Origin of the sequence: Thauera propionica, from assembly GCF_002245655.1 — a bacterium.
Taxonomy (GTDB): Bacteria; Pseudomonadota; Gammaproteobacteria; order Burkholderiales; family Rhodocyclaceae; genus Thauera; species Thauera propionica.
In genome coordinates this window covers 74,669-94,079 of the sequence record NZ_NOIH01000001.1, presented here as the reverse complement: position 1 = coordinate 94,079, position 19,411 = coordinate 74,669, and the positions used below count along the sequence as shown (strand labels likewise).

The window sequence follows — 19,411 nt, the reverse complement described above, 5'->3', positions numbered from 1 at the left end:
CGAAACCGACCACCGAACGTCGCTTGCCGAACGCGGCCGCGAGGGGGAGGCCGTGGGCGCCTATAGAACCGGCTGAGCCAGCACGTCGGTCTTGCGCCGGCCGCTCGTCACGCGCCGATCCTGCGAAAGTTCGGTGATCGGCGCCCGCCGTGCATGAATGTAGGGATCGCGGCGATTGTGGTGGCGGCGATCCTCGTAGTGCAGGTAGATGCATTCGCAGCGGCTCTGGTTGCAACCCGACAGAGGCAGCGCAGGTGCATGGGCGGCAAGGAAGCGCTGGCCGGCCATGCGGCGCACGGCCTCGCAGCCGCCACCGCGCGCCTCGACCGCAACGCAGTGGTAGGGGTGAGTCGGCATGTCGGCCTGCGCGGGCATCGGTTGCGGCCGGCGGCGCAATGTCGTCCATCCAGCGGCGAACAACGCCACGATCACAATACTGAGAACAACGGTCAGATCCATGGGCCTACCCCTCTCGTTTATCCGTCAGTCTAGTACAGGCGCATGAATTTTCCATTTCATCGCATGTAATCGCGCGATACGCGGTCGAACACGGCGCGATCCACATCAAGACGGCGGAGCGGATGCCCGGTTTAGAATGCGGGGCGGGACTGCGCGAAGCCTTTCGCGCTCCGGCCTCGCACAAGAACACGCTTTCGGGAGACCTCATGTCGCGCCACACCAAGATCGTCGCCACCCTCGGCCCCGCCTCCTCCGACCCGCAAGTGCTCGAACGCATGGTCCATGCGGGCGTGGATGTGGTACGCATGAACTTCTCCCACGGCAAGGCCGAGGATCACATCGCCCGCGCCAACGCCATTCGCGAAGCCTCGGCCCTGGTGGGCCGCCCGGTCGGTATCCTCGCCGACCTGCAGGGTCCGAAGATCCGCATCGGCAAGTTCGCCGACGGCCGCATCACGCTCGAGCGCGACGCCGCCTTCATCCTCGACGCCCGCTGCGAGATGGGTAACGCGCAGCGCGTCGGTCTGGACTACAAGGATCTGCCCAAGGACGTGAAGCCAGGCGATGTGCTGCTGCTCGACGACGGCCGCCTCAAGCTGACGGTCCAGAAGGTGATCGGCCACGAGATCCACACCGCGGTGAAGGTCGGCGGCGAGCTGTCCAACAACAAGGGCATCAACCGCCAGGGCGGCGGCCTCACCGCGCCGGCGCTGACCGCCAAGGATATGGACGACATCCGTACCGCCGCGCAGATCGGCGTCGATTTCGTCGCCGTGTCCTTCCCCAAGAGCGCAGCCGACATGTACATGGCGCGCCAGCTGATGCGCGCCGCCGGTGGCGGTGACGCACTGCTGATCGCCAAGATCGAGCGTACCGAAGCCGTCGCCAACCTCGAGGAAATCCTCGACGCCTCCGACGGCATCATGGTGGCGCGCGGCGACCTTGCCGTCGAAGTCGGCGACGCCGCCGTGCCTGCGCTGCAGAAGAAGATGCTGCGCGCCGCCCGCGACCGCAACAAGCTCACCATCACCGCGACGCAGATGATGGAATCGATGATCACCAGCCCGGTGCCGACCCGCGCTGAGGTATCCGACGTGGCGAACGCCGTGCTCGACGGCACCGACGCGGTGATGCTGTCGGCCGAGACGGCCTCGGGCAAGTTCCCGGTCGAGGTCGTCGAGGCCATGAGCCGCGTCTGCCTCGAGGCGGAGAAGTCGAACGAGGTCACGCTCGACCGCGAGGTGCTGAACCGCGTCTTCACCCGCATCGACCAGTCGATCGCGATGGCGGCGATGTGGACCGCCTACCACCTCAACGTCAAGGCGATCGCCTCGCTCACCCAGACCGGCTCGACCGCGTTGTGGATGAGCCGCCTGAACTGCGGCGTGCCGATCTACGCACTGACCCCCGAGGTCCGCGCCCGCAACCAGATGACGCTGTACCGCGAGGTCTATCCGCTGCTGATGAGCCAGACCCACCAGGACCGCGACGTGCTGCTGTGGGAAGCCGAGCAGATCCTGCTCGATCAGGGCGTGGTCGAATACGGCGACCTCATCGTGCTCACCATCGGCGAGCCGATCGGTGCCTCGGGCGGCACCAACACACTCAAGATCGTGCGCGTCGGCGACCATCAGGCGCCCAATGCCTACGCCTGAACACGACCACGCCGCAGGGGCTGCACCTCCATGACATAGCGCCGTTTCATTTTGTTAAGATCCCATCTCCTTTTCTCCGAATACACCGGCACGGGGTTCTTGAATGAAAAACAACAAGCTGAAATTCCTGGCGCTCGCGGCGCTCACCACCACGCTTGCGGGTTGCGTTGGCTCCATGCCTGTCCGCAGCGGCGATGCCGATGCCAAGACCGTCGCCACCGGTAGCGCCGGCGGTGCGAACGCGGCGAACGCGAACTCTGAACTCGAACGCTGCGACCGCCCGTTCGGCACCATCGCCGTTGTCGAAGACCAGAACGCCGACTGGTACCGCATCCTGTCCGGCCAATACCGCCTGACCTCGACGGTGCCGGTTCTGCGCCTGCTGATGCAGCAGTCGAACTGCTTCATCGTCGTCGATCGCGGACGCGCGATGGCCAACATGGCGCAGGAGCGCGCGCTGCAGCAGAGCGGCGAACTGCGCGCCGGCAGCAACTTCGGCAAGGGCCAGATGGTCAGCGCGGACTACTCGCTGACGCCTGAAGTGCTTTTCAGCGAACGCGGCACGGGCGGCCTGGGTGCCGCGGCTGGCGCCGTGGGCGGCGGGCTGCTCGGCGCCATCGTCGGCAGCATGAAGACCAACGAGGCTGCCACGCTGCTGACGCTGGTCGACAACCGTTCGGGCGTCCAGGTCGGTGTGGCGGAAGGCAGCGCCAAGAACACCGACTTCGGCCTGGGCGGTCTGATCGGCGGCGGCGGTGGCGGCGTCGGACTCGGCGGCTACACCAATACCCCGCAGGGCAAGGTCATCGCCGGCGCGTTCATGGACTCGTACAACCAGCTCGTGCGCGCGCTGCGTAACTACACTGCCCAGGGCATGGGTGATCGGGGCCTCGGCACCGGCGGTCGTCTCGGCGTCGACGGCGCCTCCCAGGCCGGCGGCTACAGCGGTGGCAAGATCAGTCTGCGCGACGCGCAGGCCCGGCTGAACCAGATGGGCTTCGACGTCGGCAACCCCGACGGCAAGATGGGCGCGAAAACCCAGGCCGCCCTGCGCGACTTCCAGGCCGACCGCGGCATCCCGGTCACCGGCCGGCTCGATGCCACCACACAGGCCGAACTGCAGCGCTGATCGACGCGCTCCAACGACGTCAAACGGCCCGGGTCCGCCCGGGCCGTTTTCGTTTACCCGGCCGCCGGTTCGGAGACGCATGCACGCCCCCTGTAACGCGCAACGCATCGACCCGGCTCGTATTAGAATGCAGAGTTAACCGACCACCCAGCGCGGCCCTGAAGCGGCCCGCACTTCTCGCCCAGTCATCAGGAGAACCTACATGCCCCTCGTTTCCATGCGCCAGCTGCTCGACCACGCCGCCGAACACAGCTATGGCCTGCCCGCGTTCAACGTGAACAACCTCGAACAGGTCCAGGCCATCATGGAAGCGGCTGCCGAATGCGACAGCCCGGTGATCATGCAGGCCTCGGCCGGCGCGCGTAAGTACGCGGGCGAAGCCTTCCTGCGCCACCTGATCGACGCCGCCGTCGAAGCGTATCCGAACATCCCCATCGTCATGCACCAGGACCACGGCCAGAGCCCGGCGATCTGCATGGGCGCGATCCGCTCGGGTTTCTCCAGCGTGATGATGGACGGCTCGCTGATGGAAGACGGCAAGACGCCCTCCTCCTACGAGTACAACGTCGCCGTCACCCGTGAGGTGGTGAAGTTCTCGCACGCCATCGGCGTCAGCGTCGAAGGCGAACTCGGCTGCCTCGGCTCGCTCGAGACCGGCCAGGCCGGCGAGGAAGACGGCGTTGGCGCCGAAGGCACGCTCGACCACAGCCAGATGCTGACCGACCCCGACCAGGCCGCCGACTTCGTCAAGCAGACCGACTGCGACGCGCTGGCGATCGCCATCGGCACCAGCCACGGTGCCTACAAGTTCAGCCGCAAGCCCACCGGCGACATCCTCGCCATCGAGCGCATCAAGCAGATCCACGCCCGCATCCCCAATACCCATCTGGTGATGCATGGCTCCAGCTCGGTTCCGCAGGAGCTGCTCGAGATCATCCGCCAGTACGGCGGCGACATGAAGGAAACCTACGGCGTGCCGGTCGAGGAGATCGTGCAGGGCATCAAGTACGGCGTGCGCAAGATCAACATCGACACCGACATCCGCCTGGCGATGACCGGCGCGGTGCGCAAGTTCCTGGTCGAAAACCCCTCCAAGTTCGACCCGCGCGAGTTCAACAAGCCCGCGCGCGAAGCCGCCAAGCTGGTTTGCAGGGCCCGCTTCGAAGCCTTCGGCTGCGCCGGCATGGCCAGCAAGATCAAAGCGGTCTCGCTCGAGAAGATGGCCGCACGCTACAAGGCCGGCGAGCTGACGCAGATCGTGCGCTGAGCCGTCGCGGTTTCCCAGGCAGTTCGAAACGCGCCCACGTGGCGCGTTTTCTTTTGCGCGGACCTCAGCTCAGCGCTCCATCGCCCGCATCCGCGCCGCCCCTTCGGTCTGCAGGAACTCCAGCAGCGCGTCGAGCGCCGGCGTCATCGGCCGGTCGGTGCGCGAGACCACGTTCCACTCCCGGATCACCGGCGTATCGACCACGTCCAGCCGAACCAGGCGGCCGCTCTCCACCTCCATCGCGAAAGTGTGATGCGACAGGAAGGCGATGCCCATGCCGGCCATCACCGCCTGCTTGAGCGTCTCGTTGCTGCCGAGTTCGTCGGCGGCCAGCGGCTTGACGCCGTGCGCGCGCAGGAAACGCTCGAGGTTGTCGCGCGTGCCCGAGCCCTGCTCGCGCAGCAGCAGGCGCTCCTCGGTCAGCGCCGCGATCGGGATGCGCTTGCGCCCGGCCAGGCGATGATCCGGCCGCGCGACGAAGGACAGCCGGTGCGGGGCGAAGGGGATGCGGCGCAGGTCCAGGCCGCGCGGAGGCTGGCCCATGATCGCCACATCGCAGCGCTGCTCCTGCAGCAGCGTGCGCACGCGCTCGCGGTTCTCCACCGTCAGCCGGAAGGTGATATCCGGATGGCGCCGGCCGAACTCGGCCAGCAGATGCGGCACGAAGTACTCGGCGGTGGTGATCGCCACCACGTCCAGCGTGCCGGCCGCCACGCCCATGCGCGCCTTCAGCTCGACTTCGGCCAGTTCCAGCGCCTGCAGGGCCTGGCGCGCCGCGCGCGCCACGATCTCCCCCGCCGCCGTCAGGCGGATCTCGCGCCGGCCATCGACCAGCACCTGGCCCACGATCGCCTCCGCGTCGCGGATCTGCATCGAGATGGCCGGCTGCGTCAGGTGCAGCAGGCGCGCCGCCTGCGTGAAGCTGCCACTGTCGGCCACCGCGACCAGGGCGCGGAGCTGCTTGAGCGTGAGGCGTTGCGCGAGCTTCATCAGAAAACCTTATCTCATATCTGAACAAAACGTCATTGGAGCTTATTTTCGATTCGCCCTATTGTCCAGTCACCACCGCTTGACAGTGACCACTCGCAACGCGAAGGACAAGGAGACCGACATGGGCGCAGCCGAAAACCCGCAACAGATCCTCGACCCGAAGAAGCGCTACCAGGCCGGCGTGCTCAAGTACGCGCAAATGGGCTACTGGAACGCCGACTACGAGCCCAAGGACACCGACGTGCTCGCGGTCTTCCGCATCACCCCGCAGGAAGGCGTGGATCCGATCGAGGCCGCCGCTGCGGTGGCCGGCGAATCCTCCACCGCCACATGGACCGTGGTGTGGACCGACCGCCTGACCGCCTGCGACAAGTACCGCGCCAAGGCCTACCGCATCGAGCCGGTGCCCGGCCAGGAAGGCCAGTACTTCTGCTGGGTCGCCTACGATCTCGACCTGTTCGAGGAAGGCTCGATCGCCAACCTCACCGCCTCGATCATCGGCAACGTCTTCAGCTTCAAGCCGCTCAAGGCCGCGCGCCTTGAGGACATGCGCCTGCCCGTGGCCTATGTGAAGACCTTCCGCGGCCCCCCGACCGGCATCGTGGTCGAGCGCGAGCGCCTGGAGAAATACGGCCGCCCGCTGCTTGGCGCGACGATGAAGCCCAAGCTCGGTCTCTCCGGCAAGAACTACGGTCGTGTGGTGTATGAAGCCCTGCGCGGCGGGCTGGACTTCACCAAGGACGACGAGAACATCAACTCGCAGCCCTTCATGCACTGGCGCGACCGCTTCCTGTACTGCATGGAGGGCGTCAATCAGGCCGCGGCGCAGACCGGCGAATCCAAGGGCCACTACCTCAACATCACCGCCGGCACCATGGAGGAGATGTACAAGCGGGCCGAATTCGCCCGCGACCTCGGCTCCTGCATCGTCATGGTCGATCTCATCATCGGCTGGACCGCGATCCAGTCGATCAGCAACTGGTGCCGCGAGAACGACATGATCCTGCACATGCACCGCGCAGGCCACGGCACCTACACCCGACAGAAGAACCACGGCGTCTCCTTCCGCGTCATCGCCAAGTGGCTGCGCCTGGCCGGGGTCGACCACCTGCATGCCGGCACCGCGGTCGGCAAGCTCGAAGGCGACCCGATGACCGTGCAGGGCTTCTACAACGTCTGCCGCGAGATGGTGACCAGGCAGGACCTGCCGCGCGGCCTGTTCTTCGACCAGGACTGGGCCAGCATCAAGCGCGTGATGCCGGTCGCCTCCGGCGGCATCCATGCCGGCCAGATGCACCAGCTGCTCGACCTGTTCGGCGACGAAGTCGTGCTGCAGTTCGGCGGCGGCACCATCGGTCACCCGATGGGGATCCAGGCTGGCGCCACCGCCAACCGCGTCGCGCTCGAATCCATGGTGCTCGCCCGCAACGAAGGCCGCGACATCCTCAACGAAGGTCCGCAGATCCTCGCCGACGCCGCCAAGTGGTGCCAGCCGCTGCGCGCCGCCCTCGATACCTGGGGCGACATCACCTTCAACTACACCAGCACTGACACGTCCGACTTCGTGCCGACCGCCAGCGTGGCCTGAAGCCCAGCCCCATCCCGGAACCGAGGAGACCCATCATGCGCATCACCCAAGGCTGCTTTTCCTTCCTGCCCGACCTAACCGACACCCAGATCGCCGCGCAGATCAACTACTGCCTCGACCAGAACTGGGCTGTCGCCCTCGAGTTCACCGACGACCCCCACCCGCGTAACACCTACTGGAACATGTGGGGGCTGCCGATGTTCGACCTGCGCGACCCGGCTGGCGTCATGGGCGAACTCAAGGCCTGCCGCGAGGCCAACCCCGAGACCTACATCCGCATCAACGCCTTCGACTCCACCAAGGGCTGGGAGACGGTGCGCATGTCCTTCATCGTCCAGCGCCCCACTGCCGAGCCCGGCTTCCGACTCACCCGCCAGGAGACGAAGGGCCGCAGCCTGCGCTACACGATGGAGAGCTACGCCGTCGGTCGCAACCCGGAAGGCGCGCGCTATGCGAGCTGACGGCACAGCGACTCAGTAAGCCCACGGGAACAGGCCGATCGGGTCGTTCGCGAAGCGCGGCGAGGACTGTCTGAGCGCGCGCAGCGCGCGAGTTCCGCAGCCAAGCGGCGCGAATGACCCGATCGGCCGACCAGTCCGCGCAAACGCCAAATCGAACCGACACCCGCAGGAGACGCGACCATGAACGCCCCCGAGAAGGCCCCCGCCCCCGCCAGCATCGACCTCGGCGCCGAGTTCCGCGACGCCGGCATCGGTGAAGTGCTCGAGTCCCTCGACCGCGACCTCGTCGGCCTCGCCCCGGTCAAGCGCCGCGTGCGCGAGATCGCCGCCCTGCTCCTCGTCGACCGCGTACGCCAGCGCCTCGGGCTGGCCACCGAACACCCCTCGCTGCACATGAGCTTCACCGGCAACCCCGGCACAGGCAAGACCACCGTCGCCATGCGCATGGCCGAGATCCTGCACCGCCTCGGCTACTGCCGCCGCGGCCACGTCGTCGCCGTCACCCGCGACGACCTCGTCGGCCAGTACATCGGCCACACCGCGCCCAAGACCAAGGACGTGCTCAAGCGCGCCATGGGCGGCGTGCTCTTCATCGACGAGGCCTACTACCTCTACCGCCCCGAGAACGAAAAGGACTACGGCCAGGAAGCCATCGAGATCCTGCTGCAGGTGATGGAGAACCAGCGCGACGACCTCGTGGTCATCCTCGCCGGCTACGCCGAGCGCATGGAACGCTTTTTCGAATCCAACCCCGGCATGAAGTCGCGCATCGCCCACCACGTCGACTTCCCCGACTACAGCAACGACGAACTCGGCGAGATCGCCCAGCGCATGCTCGCCGGCTGGAACTACCGCTTCGACGACGCCGCGCGCCGCGCCTTCGACGAATACATCGTGCTGCGCCGCCGCCATCCGCACTTCGCCAACGCGCGCAGCGTGCGCAACGCGCTCGACCGCATGCGCCTGCGCCAGGCCCTGCGCCTGTTCGAAGCAGGCGGACTGGTCGATGCGGATTCGCTCACCACCATCACCGAAGCCGACGTGCGCGCCAGCCGGCACTTCCTGCCAACCGACACCGCCTGATCCGTGCCGCCGCGCGCGGACAAACAAACATAACGACAAGCACCGATCCGGCACTACGCCGGGGGAGACAGACCATGTTCAGCCTCGACCGCAGCACGCTCACCGAATACCTGATCGAACACCGCCGCAACAACCCCTGCGCCACCGGCGAGTTCAACGCCCTGATCCTGCAAGTCGCGCAGGCGTGCAAAGCCATCTCGCGCGCCGTCGCCCACGGCGCGCTCGCCGACGTGCTCGGCAGCCACGGCAGCGCCAACGTGCAGGGCGAAGAGCAGAAGAAGCTCGACGTGCTCGCCGACGAGATCTTCCTGCGCGCCACGCACTGGGGCGGCGACCTCGCGGGCATGGTGTCCGAGGAGAACGATGCCCCCATCCCGCTGCCCGCCAGCGACCAGCGCGGCAAGTACCTGCTCGCCTTCGATCCGCTCGACGGTTCGTCCAACATCGACGTCAACGTCGCCGTCGGCTCCATCTTCTCCATCCTGCGCGCGCCCACGCCGGGCGAGGACGCCGCAGCCGAAGACTTTCTGCAGGACGGCAACCGCCAGGTCGCCGCCGGCTACGCCATCTACGGTCCCTCCACCATGCTGGTGCTGTCGGTCGGCAGCGGCGTCGCCGGTTTCACCCTCGACCCGATCATCGGCGAGTTCTACCTCACCCACCCCGACATCCGCGTACCCGAAACCACGCGCGAGTTCGCCATCAACGCCTCCAACGCCCGTTTCTGGGAAACGCCGGTGCGGCGCTACGTGGATGAGTGCCTCGCCGGACGCACCGGCCCGCGCGGCGCCGACTTCAACATGCGCTGGATTGCCTCGCTGGTGGCCGAAACCCACCGCATCCTGATGCGCGGCGGCGTGTTCCTCTACCCGCGCGACCGCAAGGACCCGGCCAAGCCCGGCCGGCTGCGCCTGCTCTACGAGTGCAACCCGATCGGCTTCCTCATCGAGCAGGCCGGCGGCCGCGCCAGCACCGGCGTGCGGCCGGTGCTCGAGGTGCAGCCCGAATCGCTGCATCAGCGCATCGGCTTCGTGTTCGGCTCGAAGGAGGAAGTCGAGCGCATCGAGCGCTACCACCACGAGCCACTCGTCGGCGGCCCCCAGGACGAGCCGCCGCTGTTCCACGTGCGCTCGCTGTTCCGCGACACCGAATTCGCTCAATAAGAACCCAGGGGAGACACCATGTCCGAACGCCACCCGATCGTCGCCATCACCGGCTCGTCCGGTGCCGGCACCAGCACCGTGCAGCGCACCTTCGAGGAAATCTTCCGCCGCGAGAACGTCACCGCGGCCGTCATCGAGGGCGACAGCTTTCACGCCTACGACCGCAAGACCATGCGCGAGAAGCTGGCCGCCTGCGAGGTCGGCAGCGGCTGCCAGCTCAGCCACTTCGGCCCCGAAGCCAACCTGTTCGCCGAGCTGGAGCAGCTCTTCCGCAGCTACGGCGAATCCGGCGGCGGCAAGCGGCGCAAGTACCTGCACAGCCACGAGGAAGCCGAACCCTGGAAGCAGGAGCCCGGCACCTTCACGCCTTGGGAAGAACTGCCCGCCGGTACCGACCTGCTGTTCTACGAGGGCCTGCATGGCGCCGTGCAGCATGAGAACGTGGACGTGGCGCGCTACGTCGACCTGCTGATCGGCGTGGTGCCGGTGGTGAACCTGGAGTGGATCCAGAAGCTGCACCGCGACAAGAGCACCCGTGGCTACTCCACCGAGGCGGTCACCGACACCATCCTGCGCCGGATGCACGACTACGTGCATTACATCTGCCCGCAGTTCGCGCGCACGCATGTGAACTTCCAGCGCGTGCCGATGGTGGACACCTCCAACCCCTTCATCGCGCGCTCGATCCCGACCGCCGACGAGTCGATGGTGGTGATCCGCTTCGCCAACCCGAAGGGCATCGACTTTCCCTACCTGCTCAACATGATCAACGACAGTTTCATGAGCCGCGCCAACACCATCGTGGTGCCCGGCGGAAAGATGGAGCTGGCCATGCAGTTGATCTTCACCCCCTTCATCTGGCGCCTGATGGACCGCCGCCGGAAAGCGCTGTCGCAATGACAACGAGACGCCACCGGGTCCGCCCCAACAGCGTCCCGCAGCACGAGTGTCTTTCACGGCCCCTGTGCACCACCCACATCCAGCGGAAAGCAGGCGGTATTCCTGAAGCTGGCGAGGACTGTCTGAGCGACCGCAGGGAGCGAGTTCCGCAGCCAGCGGAAGGAATACCGTCTGCTAGGCCGCGGGTTTCTAGAACGGACGGTGGCCAGGCAAAACGGTTCTTGAAACCGTCTCAGCCCCACCGATCGCTCCCGGAAAGCGCGGCGCACGGGGCATTTCTTCCGCAGCCTGCGGAACTCGCCCTGCGAGCTCGGACAGTCCTCGGCTGCTCCAGAAACGCCCCATACGCCACGCCGGCCGCAGTGGCTTTCAGACACTGAAGAAACTATTTCATCTGTGATTGGAGACGTTCCGATGAACATGCGACTCACCCAGGCCCCCATCGACACCCTGTGCGCCAACGCCCTGCGCTTCCTCGCCATCGACGCCGTCGAAGCCGCCAAGTCCGGCCACCCCGGCATGCCCATGGGCATGGCCGAGATCGCCGTCGCACTCTGGACCCGGCACCTGCGCCACAACCCCGCCGACCCCGCCTGGCCCGACCGCGACCGCTTCGTACTCTCCAACGGCCACGGCTCCATGCTGCTCTACGCCCTGCTCCACCTCAGCGGCTACGACCTGCCGATCGAGGAACTCAAGCGCTTCCGCCAGCTCGACAGCCGCACGCCCGGCCACCCCGAGGTCGGCCACACCCCGGGCGTCGAGACCACCACCGGCCCGCTCGGCCAGGGCATCACCAACGCCGTCGGCATGGCACTGGCCGAGAAACTGCTCGCCGCCGAATTCAACCGCCCCGGCCACGCCATCGTCGACCACCGCACCTGGGTCTTCCTCGGCGACGGCTGCCTGATGGAAGGCATCAGCCATGAAGCCGCCAGCTTCGCCGGCGTGCAGCGCCTGTCCAAGCTCATCTGCCTGTGGGACGACAACCGCATCTCGATCGACGGCAGCGTCGAAGGCTGGTTTGCCGACGACACCCCGGCCCGCTTCCGCGCCTACGGCTGGAACGTCATCGAGGCAGTCGACGGCCACGACGTCGAGGCGGTCGATCGCGCCCTGCGCGAAGCGATCGCCAATGCCGACAACGACATCGGCCCGACGCTGATCTGCTGCCGCACCACCATCGGTCACGGCAGCCCGGCGCGCGCCGGCACGGCCGACGTGCACGGTGCCCCGCTCGGCGCCGACGAGATCGCCGCCACCCGCGCCGCGCTGGGCTGGACGCATCCGCCCTTCGACATCCCCGCCGAGATCCGCAACGCCTTCGACGCCCGCACCATCGGTGCCACACGGCAGGCCGAATGGCAGCAGCGCTTCGACGCCTATGCCGAAGCCTTCCCCGAGCCGTCCGCCGAGTTCCGCCGCCGCATGGCGGGCGAACTGCCCAGCGCCTTCGGCGTGCTCTCCAACGCCATCCTGCGCGGCGTGCATAACGAGGCGGCGACCGTCGCCACGCGCAAGGCCAGCCAGCAGGCCATCGGCCGCCTGGCGCGCGCGCTGCCCGAACTGCTGGGCGGCTCGGCCGACCTCACCCACTCCAACCTCACCGACTGGCCCGGCTGCGGCGCGGTGCGGGCCGACGCAGCCGGACGCCACATCAACTGGGGCGTGCGCGAGTTCGGCATGGCGGCTGCGCTCAACGGTATCGCGCTGCACGGCGGCTTCATCCCCTTCGGCGCCACCTTCCTCGTCTTCTCCGACTACGCCCGCAACGCCATCCGCATGAGCGCGCTGATGAAGCAGCGCGTGATGTACGTGATGACCCACGACTCGATCGGCCTCGGCGAGGACGGCCCCACCCACCAGCCGGTCGAACACATCCCCAGCCTGCGCCTGATTCCCGGCCTGGACGTATGGCGCCCGTGCGACGCGGTCGAAACCCAGGCCGCCTGGAACGCCGCGGTCACCCGCCACGACGGTCCCACGCTGCTTGCCCTGTCGCGCCAGAACCTGCCGCACCAGACGCGCGACGAGGCCCAGTTGCAGACGATCGCGCGCGGCGGCTACGTGCTCGCCGACGCCCCCCGGCCAGCGCTGGTCGTCATCGCCACCGGCTCGGAGGTCGCGCTGGCCATGAGCCTGCGCATGCAGTTGCACGAACGCGGCATCGCCGCGCGCGTGGTGTCGATGCCCTGCACCGCGGCGTTCGACCGCCAGCCCGCCGACTACCGCGCCGCCGTGCTGCCGCCGGACGTGCCGCGACTGGTGATCGAGGCCGCACAGCCCAACGGCTGGTGGCGCTACCTGGCCGGCGTCCGCGGCGACGTGGTCGGCATCGCCCGCTTCGGCGAATCCGCCCCCGCCGCAGAACTGCTGGAGCGCTTCGGCTTCACGCCGCAGGCCGTGCTCGACCGCGCCCTCGCCCTGCTCGCGCAAGCCTGAACACTGGCCACCTGCCCAAACCCATCCAGACCGAGGAGACCCCGATGGACTTCCTGCGCCTGTCCGACATTCCCGCCGCCGACCTTGCCGGCAAGCGGATCTTCATCCGTGCCGATTTCAACGTGCCCTTCACTGCCGACGGCGCGCTGTCCGACGACACCCGCATCCGCGCCACGCTGCCGGGCATCCGCGCCTGCCTCGAGGCGGGTGCGGCGGTCATGGTCACCTCGCACCTCGGGCGCCCGCAGGAAGGCGCGCTGACCGCCGCCGAGTCGCTCGCACCGGTTGCCACCCGTCTCGCGGAGCTGCTCGGCCAGCCGGTGCCCCTGGTGCACAACTGGACGGATGGGAGCTTCGACGTCGTGCCGGGCGGCATCGTCATACTCGAGAACTGCCGCGGCAACCCGGGCGAGAAGGCCGACGATCCGGCCCTTGCCGCCCGCATCGCCCGCATCGTCGACCTCTACGTGAATGACGCCTTCGGCACCGCCCACCGTCGCGAATGCACGCTTCACGCACTGGCGCTGGCCGCCCCCGTCGCCTGCGCCGGGCCGCTGATGACGGCCGAGCTCGACGCCCTGGGCCGTGCGCTCGCCCGGCCTGCACGGCCGCTGGCCGCCATCGTTGCCGGCTCCAAGGTGTCGACCAAGCTCACCATCCTCGAGAGCCTGGCCGACAAGGTCGACGTGCTGGTTCTCGGCGGCGGCATCGCCAACACCTTCCTCGCCGCGCGCGGCTGCCCGGTCGGCGCCTCGCTGCACGAGCCCGACCTGCTCGACGCGGCCCGCGCCGTCGAGCGCCGGCTGGCCGAGCATGCCGGTGTGGTCTGGCTGCCCGAGGACGTCGTCGTCGCCGACCGCTTCGCGCCCGACGCGCTCACGCGCACCGTGCACGTCGATGACGTGCCCGAGGGCTGGATGATCCTCGACATCGGCCCGGACAGCCGCGACTCGCTTGCCGACGTGTTGCATCGCGCCGGCACCATCGTGTGGAACGGCCCGGTGGGCGTGTTCGAGATGGACGCGTTCGCCGCCGGCACGCGCGCGCTCGCCACCGCGGTCGCCGCCAGCCCGGCCTACAGCATCGCTGGCGGCGGAGACACGCTGGCCGCCATCGCGCGCTTCGGCATCACCGAACGCATCGACTACATCTCCACCGGCGGCGGCGCCTTCCTCGAGTTCCTGGAGGGCCGCGAACTGCCGGCGCTGGCCGCGTTGCGCGCCCGCGCACGCCCGGCCAGCCGCCGCCTGCCGCCCAAGCCGGTGTTCGAGAACGAGCCCGAACCGGCCTGAACCATCCCCGATTCCATCCCAACGCCACCCCCACCGGGAGAACCCCATGGCCATGATCGCCCTGCGCCAACTGCTCGACCACGCCGCCGAACACGGCTACGGCGTGCCCGCCTTCAACATCAATAACATGGAGCAGATCCACGCCATCATGCTCGCCGCCGAGGCCACCGACAGCCCGGTCATCCTGCAGGCCTCGGCCGGCGCGCGCGGCTATGCCGGCGAGGCCTTCCTGAAGAAGATGGTCGAGGCCGCCGTCGAGCAGTGGTCCGACATTCCGATCTGCCTGCACCAGGACCACGGCGCCAGCCCGGCGGTGTGCCAGCAATCGATCCGCAGCGGCTTCACCAGCGTGATGATGGACGGCTCGCTGCGCGAGGACATGAAGACCCCGGCGAGCTACGCGTACAACGTGGACGTCACCCGCCGCGTGGTCGAGATGGCCCATGCGGTGGGCGTGTCGGTGGAAGGCGAGCTCGGCTGCCTCGGCTCGCTCGAGACCGGCCAGGCCGGCGAGGAGGATGGCGTCGGCGCCGAGGGCACGCTGGACCACAGCCAGATGCTCACCGACCCCGCCGAGGCCGCCGACTTCGTCGCCGCCACCGGCGTCGACGCACTCGCGGTGGCCATCGGCACCAGCCACGGCGCCTACAAGTTCACCCGTCCGCCCACCGGCGACATCCTCGCAATCGACCGCATCGCCGCCATCCACGCCCGCATCCCCGACACCCACCTGGTGATGCACGGCTCCTCCAGCGTGCCGCAGGAATGGCTCGCCATCATCCGCGAGCATGGCGGCGAAATCGGCGAGACCTACGGCGTGCCGGTCGAGGCCATCGTGCAGGGCATCCGAAGCGGCGTGCGCAAGATCAACATCGACACCGACCTGCGTCTGGCCATGACCGGCGCAATGCGCCGGCTGATGAGCACCGACCGCAAGGAGTTTGACCCGCGCAAGTTCTTCAAGGCCGCCCGCGATGCCGCCCGCGACATCTGCCGCGCCCGCTTCGAAGCCTTCGGCTGCGCCGGCCACGCCAGCCGCATCAAGCCGCTGCCACTGGACGCGCTCGCGCGGCATTACGCCGCCACGCGCTGAAGACCCCTCGTTTCCGGACGCGTCGCTCGCGCAACTCGCGCGCGGCCCCTGCTGGCGCCCCCTCCTCCGCGCCGGCGCGGCACCCGGCGACGCGTCCCCTTCTTTCCCTGCCTTCGGGCCTTGCGCCCGCTTCCCGTCCCGGAAGCGGGCTCCTTTTTGTCTACCGCATTCGCGGCACGCCTGCGCCACCCGGTCGCAGCCCGCGTCCGCGCTTGTCACGGCGCAAGGCGCTGGGCAAGAATGCCGGCTGGCTTGCCCCGGCGGCCGCGCTGCAACCCCGACCTTCCGTCCATTACGCCGCCCATCCCATCGCCGCCGATCCCCATGTCCCTGTTCGAACAGCACCCCCTGCGCCAGACGCTCAACGACGAGGTGCATGCACGTCCGCCCGTCCCGCTCGACACGCCGGAATACGTCAGCTACCTCGCCTTCCTGCACCACGAAGGCAGCGCGGGGCGCGAAGCCGCGCATCTCGCCTCGCTGGCCGAGCAGTTCGGACTGCCCGAACCCGACACCGACAGCGGCCACCTGTTCCTCGACACCGGCAGCTTCCGTCTCAAGTGGGAACGCCACAACGAGTTCTCCAGCTACACCTTCTTCCGCCGCATCCAGGCCGGCGACAGCAACGACGAACACGCCCTGCTCGCCGTGCCCGCCGCATGGCGCAAGGACATCCCCGGCCAGCTCATCGCCGCCACCCACATCGAGCTGCGCAACAGCGACGACATGTCGCCCGACAGCGTCCTCAATCAGGCCTCGCCGCGCGGCGAAACCCTGGTGGCCGCGCGCGTGGCCGAATGCGCGGGCTGGGTGTTCACCGACTTCCACATCCACGACGGTTTCTCGCGCTTTCTGCTGCTGGACGACGGCCTCACGCCACGCCAGGCCGGCCGCATGGTGCAGCGCCTAGTGGAAATCGAGACCTACCGCGTGATGGCGCTGCTCGCCTTCCCCGTCGCCAAGGAAGTCGGCCGCCTGCTGTCGCGCGCCGAGGACGAGCTCGCCGACCTGATGGACGGCCTCGGCCAGGCCCGCAACACCGAGGACGACCGCGCCATGCTCGGCCGCCTCACGCGGCTTGCCGCCGAGGTGGAGCGCTCGGTGGCACGCACCACCTTCCGTTTCGGCGCGGCCGCGGCCTATTACCGCCTGGTGCAGCAACGCGTCGATGAACTGCGCGAGACCCGGCTCGGCGGCTTCCCCACCATCCGCGAGTTCATGGAGCGTCGCCTCGCTCCCGCCATCGCCACCTGCGCCACCATCGCCCGCCGCCAGGAAGACCTCTCGGGCCGTATCGCGCGCAACTCGCAGCTACTGCGCACCCGGGTCGACATCGAGCTCGAACGCCAGAACCAGGAGCTGCTGGCGCAGATGAACCGCCGCGCCAAGATCCAGCTCCACCTGCAGGAAACGGTGGAAGGCCTGTCGGTGGTCGCCATCACCTACTACGCCTCGCAACTGGTCAATTACGTCGCCAAGGGCGCCAAGGACTACATCGCCCCCGCCACGCCGGAGGTGATCACCGCGGTGTCGATCCCGGTCATCGCCGGACTGGTGTTCATGGGGCTAAGGCGGATGCGCAAGCTGCTGAGCAAGGAAGAAGGCAGTGGCGTGAATCCGTGACGCAGAGACCCGCTGCGTACCAAGGCTGATCGTCGAACACGGCGGAACCGCAGCCGACGGCGAAGGTCCTCTGTGCATCTGCACCACGGGAGCCGCCATCATGTCGTCCCATTCCAGACTGCGCCGCCAGGTCGTCCTCGGCGGCAGTGCGGCGCTGATTTCCGCGCCGCTCGTCGCGGCACAGCGCGCGCTGACGCCCAGCCAGACCGCAGGGCCCTTCTATCCGGTCACGCCGCCGCTGCACAAGGACAACGATCTGACCCTGGTCGAGGGCAGCAGTGTTCGTGCCGCCGGACAGATCGCCGATCTCTCGGGCCGCGTGCTGGACATGGACGGTCGGCCGCTGGCGGGCCTGCGCGTGGAGATCTGGCAATGCGACGCCAACGGGCGCTATCGGCACCCGCGCGACCGCAGCGACGTCGACGAGGACCCCAACTTCCAGGGCTTCGGCCACACGATCACCGACGCCGACGGGCGCTACCGCTTCCGCACCATCCGCCCCGTGCCCTACCCCGGGCGTACGCCGCACATCCACGCCGCGGTGTTCCAGGAAGGCGCCCGCCCCTTCGTCACCCAGATCTACGTGGCCGGCGAGCCGCTCAACCTGCGCGACGGAATCTTCATGCGCGTGCCCGAGGCCCTTCGCCCGCTGCTGCTCGCGGACTTCGTCCCGGTGGACGATCCGGTCGCGACGCGCTCGGCCTCGTTCGACTTCGTGCTGTCACCGGTGCTGGCGGGGCTGTTCGAGACGCACTCGGCCTGAAGCGAGCGCTGGGAAGGCAGCTGGCTCGCGAGACGGATGATCAGCAGGCGCTCCATGAGGAGAGCACGGTGCTTCGACGCAAGTCAGCCCCGGCGAAGGCTCAGGCGACGCGGGGGTCAAGGGAGAGACAGTAGAACTTCGTGTCCACAGACATTACGGGAAAGGACTCGGGCAACGCCGTCCTGGCGATCTCGGCGAAGGCGGCCGGACTGCTCGGGCTAGAAGGTGATGCGAACCGACGCAGCGCTGCGAACCGCCTCGCCATGGTGAACCGCTTCAATGTTGTTGCCGTCGGGATCGAGCACGAACGCGGCGTAGTAACCCGGGTGGTAAGGGCGCTCTCCCGGGGCGCCATTGTCCTTGCCACCGTGTTCCAGTGCAGCGCGGTAAAAGGCGTCCACCATGGCCCGGTCCTGCGCCTGAAAGGCCAGGTGATGGCGCCCGGTCAGGCGGCCTTGCGCAGCCTCGCTCTCGGCCGTCGAAACAAACAGCTCGTCCGCCCAGAAATACTCCTCACTGCTGCCCCCCATGGGAATCCCCAGGACATCGAGGATGGCCGCATAGAAGGTCCTGCTGGCCGAAAGATCACGCACGACCAACTGGATGTGATCGATCAGACGACCGCGATGTAGCTCCTGCGTTTCCATGGTCCCTCCCGGCGATGACACTCAACTAGCGGTAATAGTAGGTCGGAGGGCTTGGGAATGACAGGCTAGGCCGGGGCCATTTTCATCGGACTCACCAACTCTCTCTGCCCGGCACATGAAAGCGTCTTCGGCTGTCATCGACCGCGCTTCGCACGATACAGTCCTCGACGTGATCGTTGATGAGCCCCATCGCCTGCATGAAGGCATACACGGTTGTCGGGCCCACGAACTTCCACCCCTGCTTCTTCAACGCCTTCGAGAGTGCGATAGACCCGGCCGATGTCGAGGCCGTTTGCGGCGCGGTGAGTTCGCCCGGCTTCGGCTCAAATTGCCAGAAATAGGCGGCAAGCGACCCCTCCCTGCTCGCCAGCTCAATCGCACATCGTGCGTTGTTGATGACCGCCTCGATCTTTCCCCGATGTCGCACGATGCCTGCATCCTGCAAGAGGCGGGCGACGTCCTCCTGTGAAAAACGCGCGATCCTGTTGTAGTCGAAACCATGAAAGACCGCCCGGAAGTTTTCCCGCTTCGCCAGGATGGTGCGCCAGCTCAATCCGGACTGGAATCCCTCCAGGCACAATTTCTCGAACAACCGAAAATCGTCATCGACCGGGAACCCCCACTCTTGATCGTGATAGGCAAGAAACTCCGGCGCCGCGGCACACCAGCGGCAACGCGGTTGTCCGTCGGGCCCTGAAAACGTGACACTCATCGCAGATCCTCCACTCGCTGCCGCCACGGGAACGCCAGGTTCCCGACGAGGAGCGGGCGGCGCGAACACTTAGCCGTTTGGATGTGGCGCCGCCGGGCACCTCCACCTCCCCTATAATCCCACTTTTGCCAGCAACCCGAGGCC

Annotated in this window: 17 protein-coding genes; 13 read left to right on the top strand and 4 right to left on the bottom strand. The window is 67.8% G+C overall.

Features of this window, described 5'->3' with window-relative positions:
• Positions 1-60 precede the first annotated feature (60 nt).
• Positions 61-459 (bottom strand): hypothetical protein, encoded by a 399-nt coding sequence (locus CGK74_RS00420; protein ID WP_094266418.1) that lies wholly within the window; start codon positions 457-459, stop codon positions 61-63.
• A 206-nt stretch (positions 460-665) separates the two neighbouring features.
• On the opposite strand from CGK74_RS00420, the gene pyk reads away from it, so the two are divergent.
• The 3 genes from pyk (at position 666) to fba (CGK74_RS00405) (ending at position 4,510) form a co-directional block, all read left to right on the top strand.
• The gene (gene pyk / locus CGK74_RS00415; RefSeq protein WP_094266416.1) at positions 666-2,114 is read left to right on the top strand and encodes a pyruvate kinase; all 1,449 of its coding nucleotides are present in this window, start codon (positions 666-668) and stop codon (positions 2,112-2,114) included.
• 103 nt (positions 2,115-2,217) lie between these two features.
• Positions 2,218-3,243, top strand: a complete 1,026-nt coding sequence (locus CGK74_RS00410) for a peptidoglycan-binding protein (RefSeq protein ID WP_094266414.1) — start codon at positions 2,218-2,220, stop codon at positions 3,241-3,243.
• Positions 3,244-3,445: 202 nt separating this feature from the next.
• The gene (gene fba / locus CGK74_RS00405) at positions 3,446-4,510 is read left to right on the top strand and encodes a class II fructose-bisphosphate aldolase (RefSeq protein WP_094266412.1); all 1,065 of its coding nucleotides are present in this window, start codon (positions 3,446-3,448) and stop codon (positions 4,508-4,510) included.
• A gap of 69 nt (positions 4,511-4,579) precedes the next feature.
• Here the strand turns inward: fba (CGK74_RS00405) and CGK74_RS00400 are convergent, their stop codons facing one another.
• Positions 4,580-5,500, bottom strand: a complete 921-nt coding sequence (locus CGK74_RS00400; RefSeq protein WP_094266410.1) for a LysR family transcriptional regulator — start codon at positions 5,498-5,500, stop codon at positions 4,580-4,582.
• A gap of 121 nt (positions 5,501-5,621) precedes the next feature.
• Here CGK74_RS00400 and CGK74_RS00395 point away from each other — a divergent pair, with 121 nt between their 5' ends.
• From CGK74_RS00395 to CGK74_RS00350, 10 genes are all read left to right on the top strand, one after another.
• Positions 5,622-7,088 carry a form I ribulose bisphosphate carboxylase large subunit gene (locus CGK74_RS00395; protein WP_094266430.1) on the top strand — a complete coding sequence of 489 codons (1,467 nt, stop codon included), beginning with the start codon at positions 5,622-5,624 and terminating at the stop codon, positions 7,086-7,088.
• 35 nt (positions 7,089-7,123) lie between these two features.
• Positions 7,124-7,549, top strand: coding sequence for a ribulose bisphosphate carboxylase small subunit (locus tag CGK74_RS00390; RefSeq protein WP_094266408.1), 426 nt, complete (start codon positions 7,124-7,126; stop codon positions 7,547-7,549).
• A gap of 180 nt (positions 7,550-7,729) precedes the next feature.
• Complete coding sequence (gene cbbX / locus CGK74_RS00385; RefSeq protein ID WP_094266406.1) at positions 7,730-8,632, top strand: CbbX protein; 903 nt, start codon at positions 7,730-7,732, stop codon at positions 8,630-8,632.
• A 74-nt stretch (positions 8,633-8,706) separates the two neighbouring features.
• Positions 8,707-9,795, top strand: coding sequence for a class 1 fructose-bisphosphatase (locus tag CGK74_RS00380; protein ID WP_094266404.1), 1,089 nt, complete (start codon positions 8,707-8,709; stop codon positions 9,793-9,795).
• Positions 9,796-9,813: 18 nt separating this feature from the next.
• On the top strand, positions 9,814-10,695 hold the full coding sequence (locus tag CGK74_RS00375) for a phosphoribulokinase (protein ID WP_094266402.1): 882 nt from the start codon (positions 9,814-9,816) through the stop codon (positions 10,693-10,695).
• Positions 10,696-11,109: 414 nt separating this feature from the next.
• Positions 11,110-13,137: a transketolase gene (gene tkt, locus CGK74_RS00370; protein WP_094266401.1), complete on the top strand. Its 2,028-nt coding sequence runs from the start codon at positions 11,110-11,112 to the stop codon at positions 13,135-13,137.
• A 44-nt stretch (positions 13,138-13,181) separates the two neighbouring features.
• Positions 13,182-14,429, top strand: a complete 1,248-nt coding sequence (locus CGK74_RS00365) for a phosphoglycerate kinase (protein ID WP_094266399.1) — start codon at positions 13,182-13,184, stop codon at positions 14,427-14,429.
• Positions 14,430-14,475: 46 nt separating this feature from the next.
• Positions 14,476-15,522 carry a class II fructose-bisphosphate aldolase gene (gene fba / locus CGK74_RS00360; RefSeq protein ID WP_094266397.1) on the top strand — a complete coding sequence of 349 codons (1,047 nt, stop codon included), beginning with the start codon at positions 14,476-14,478 and terminating at the stop codon, positions 15,520-15,522.
• 324 nt (positions 15,523-15,846) lie between these two features.
• A complete protein-coding gene (locus tag CGK74_RS00355; protein WP_094266395.1) occupies positions 15,847-17,145 on the top strand; it encodes a DUF3422 family protein in 1,299 nt (432 codons plus the stop codon).
• Between the two features lie 100 nt (positions 17,146-17,245).
• Positions 17,246-17,908, top strand: coding sequence for a dioxygenase family protein (locus CGK74_RS00350; RefSeq protein ID WP_094266393.1), 663 nt, complete (start codon positions 17,246-17,248; stop codon positions 17,906-17,908).
• A 218-nt stretch (positions 17,909-18,126) separates the two neighbouring features.
• Here CGK74_RS00350 and CGK74_RS00345 read toward each other — a convergent pair whose 3' ends face one another.
• Together CGK74_RS00345 and CGK74_RS00340 are read right to left on the bottom strand one after the other, a co-directional pair.
• Entirely contained in the window at positions 18,127-18,555 is a 429-nt protein-coding gene (locus tag CGK74_RS00345; RefSeq protein WP_094266391.1) for a VOC family protein, read from the bottom strand.
• Between the two features lie 91 nt (positions 18,556-18,646).
• On the bottom strand, positions 18,647-19,267 hold the full coding sequence (locus CGK74_RS00340) for a DNA-3-methyladenine glycosylase I (RefSeq protein ID WP_094266389.1): 621 nt from the start codon (positions 19,265-19,267) through the stop codon (positions 18,647-18,649).
• Positions 19,268-19,411 lie beyond the last annotated feature (144 nt).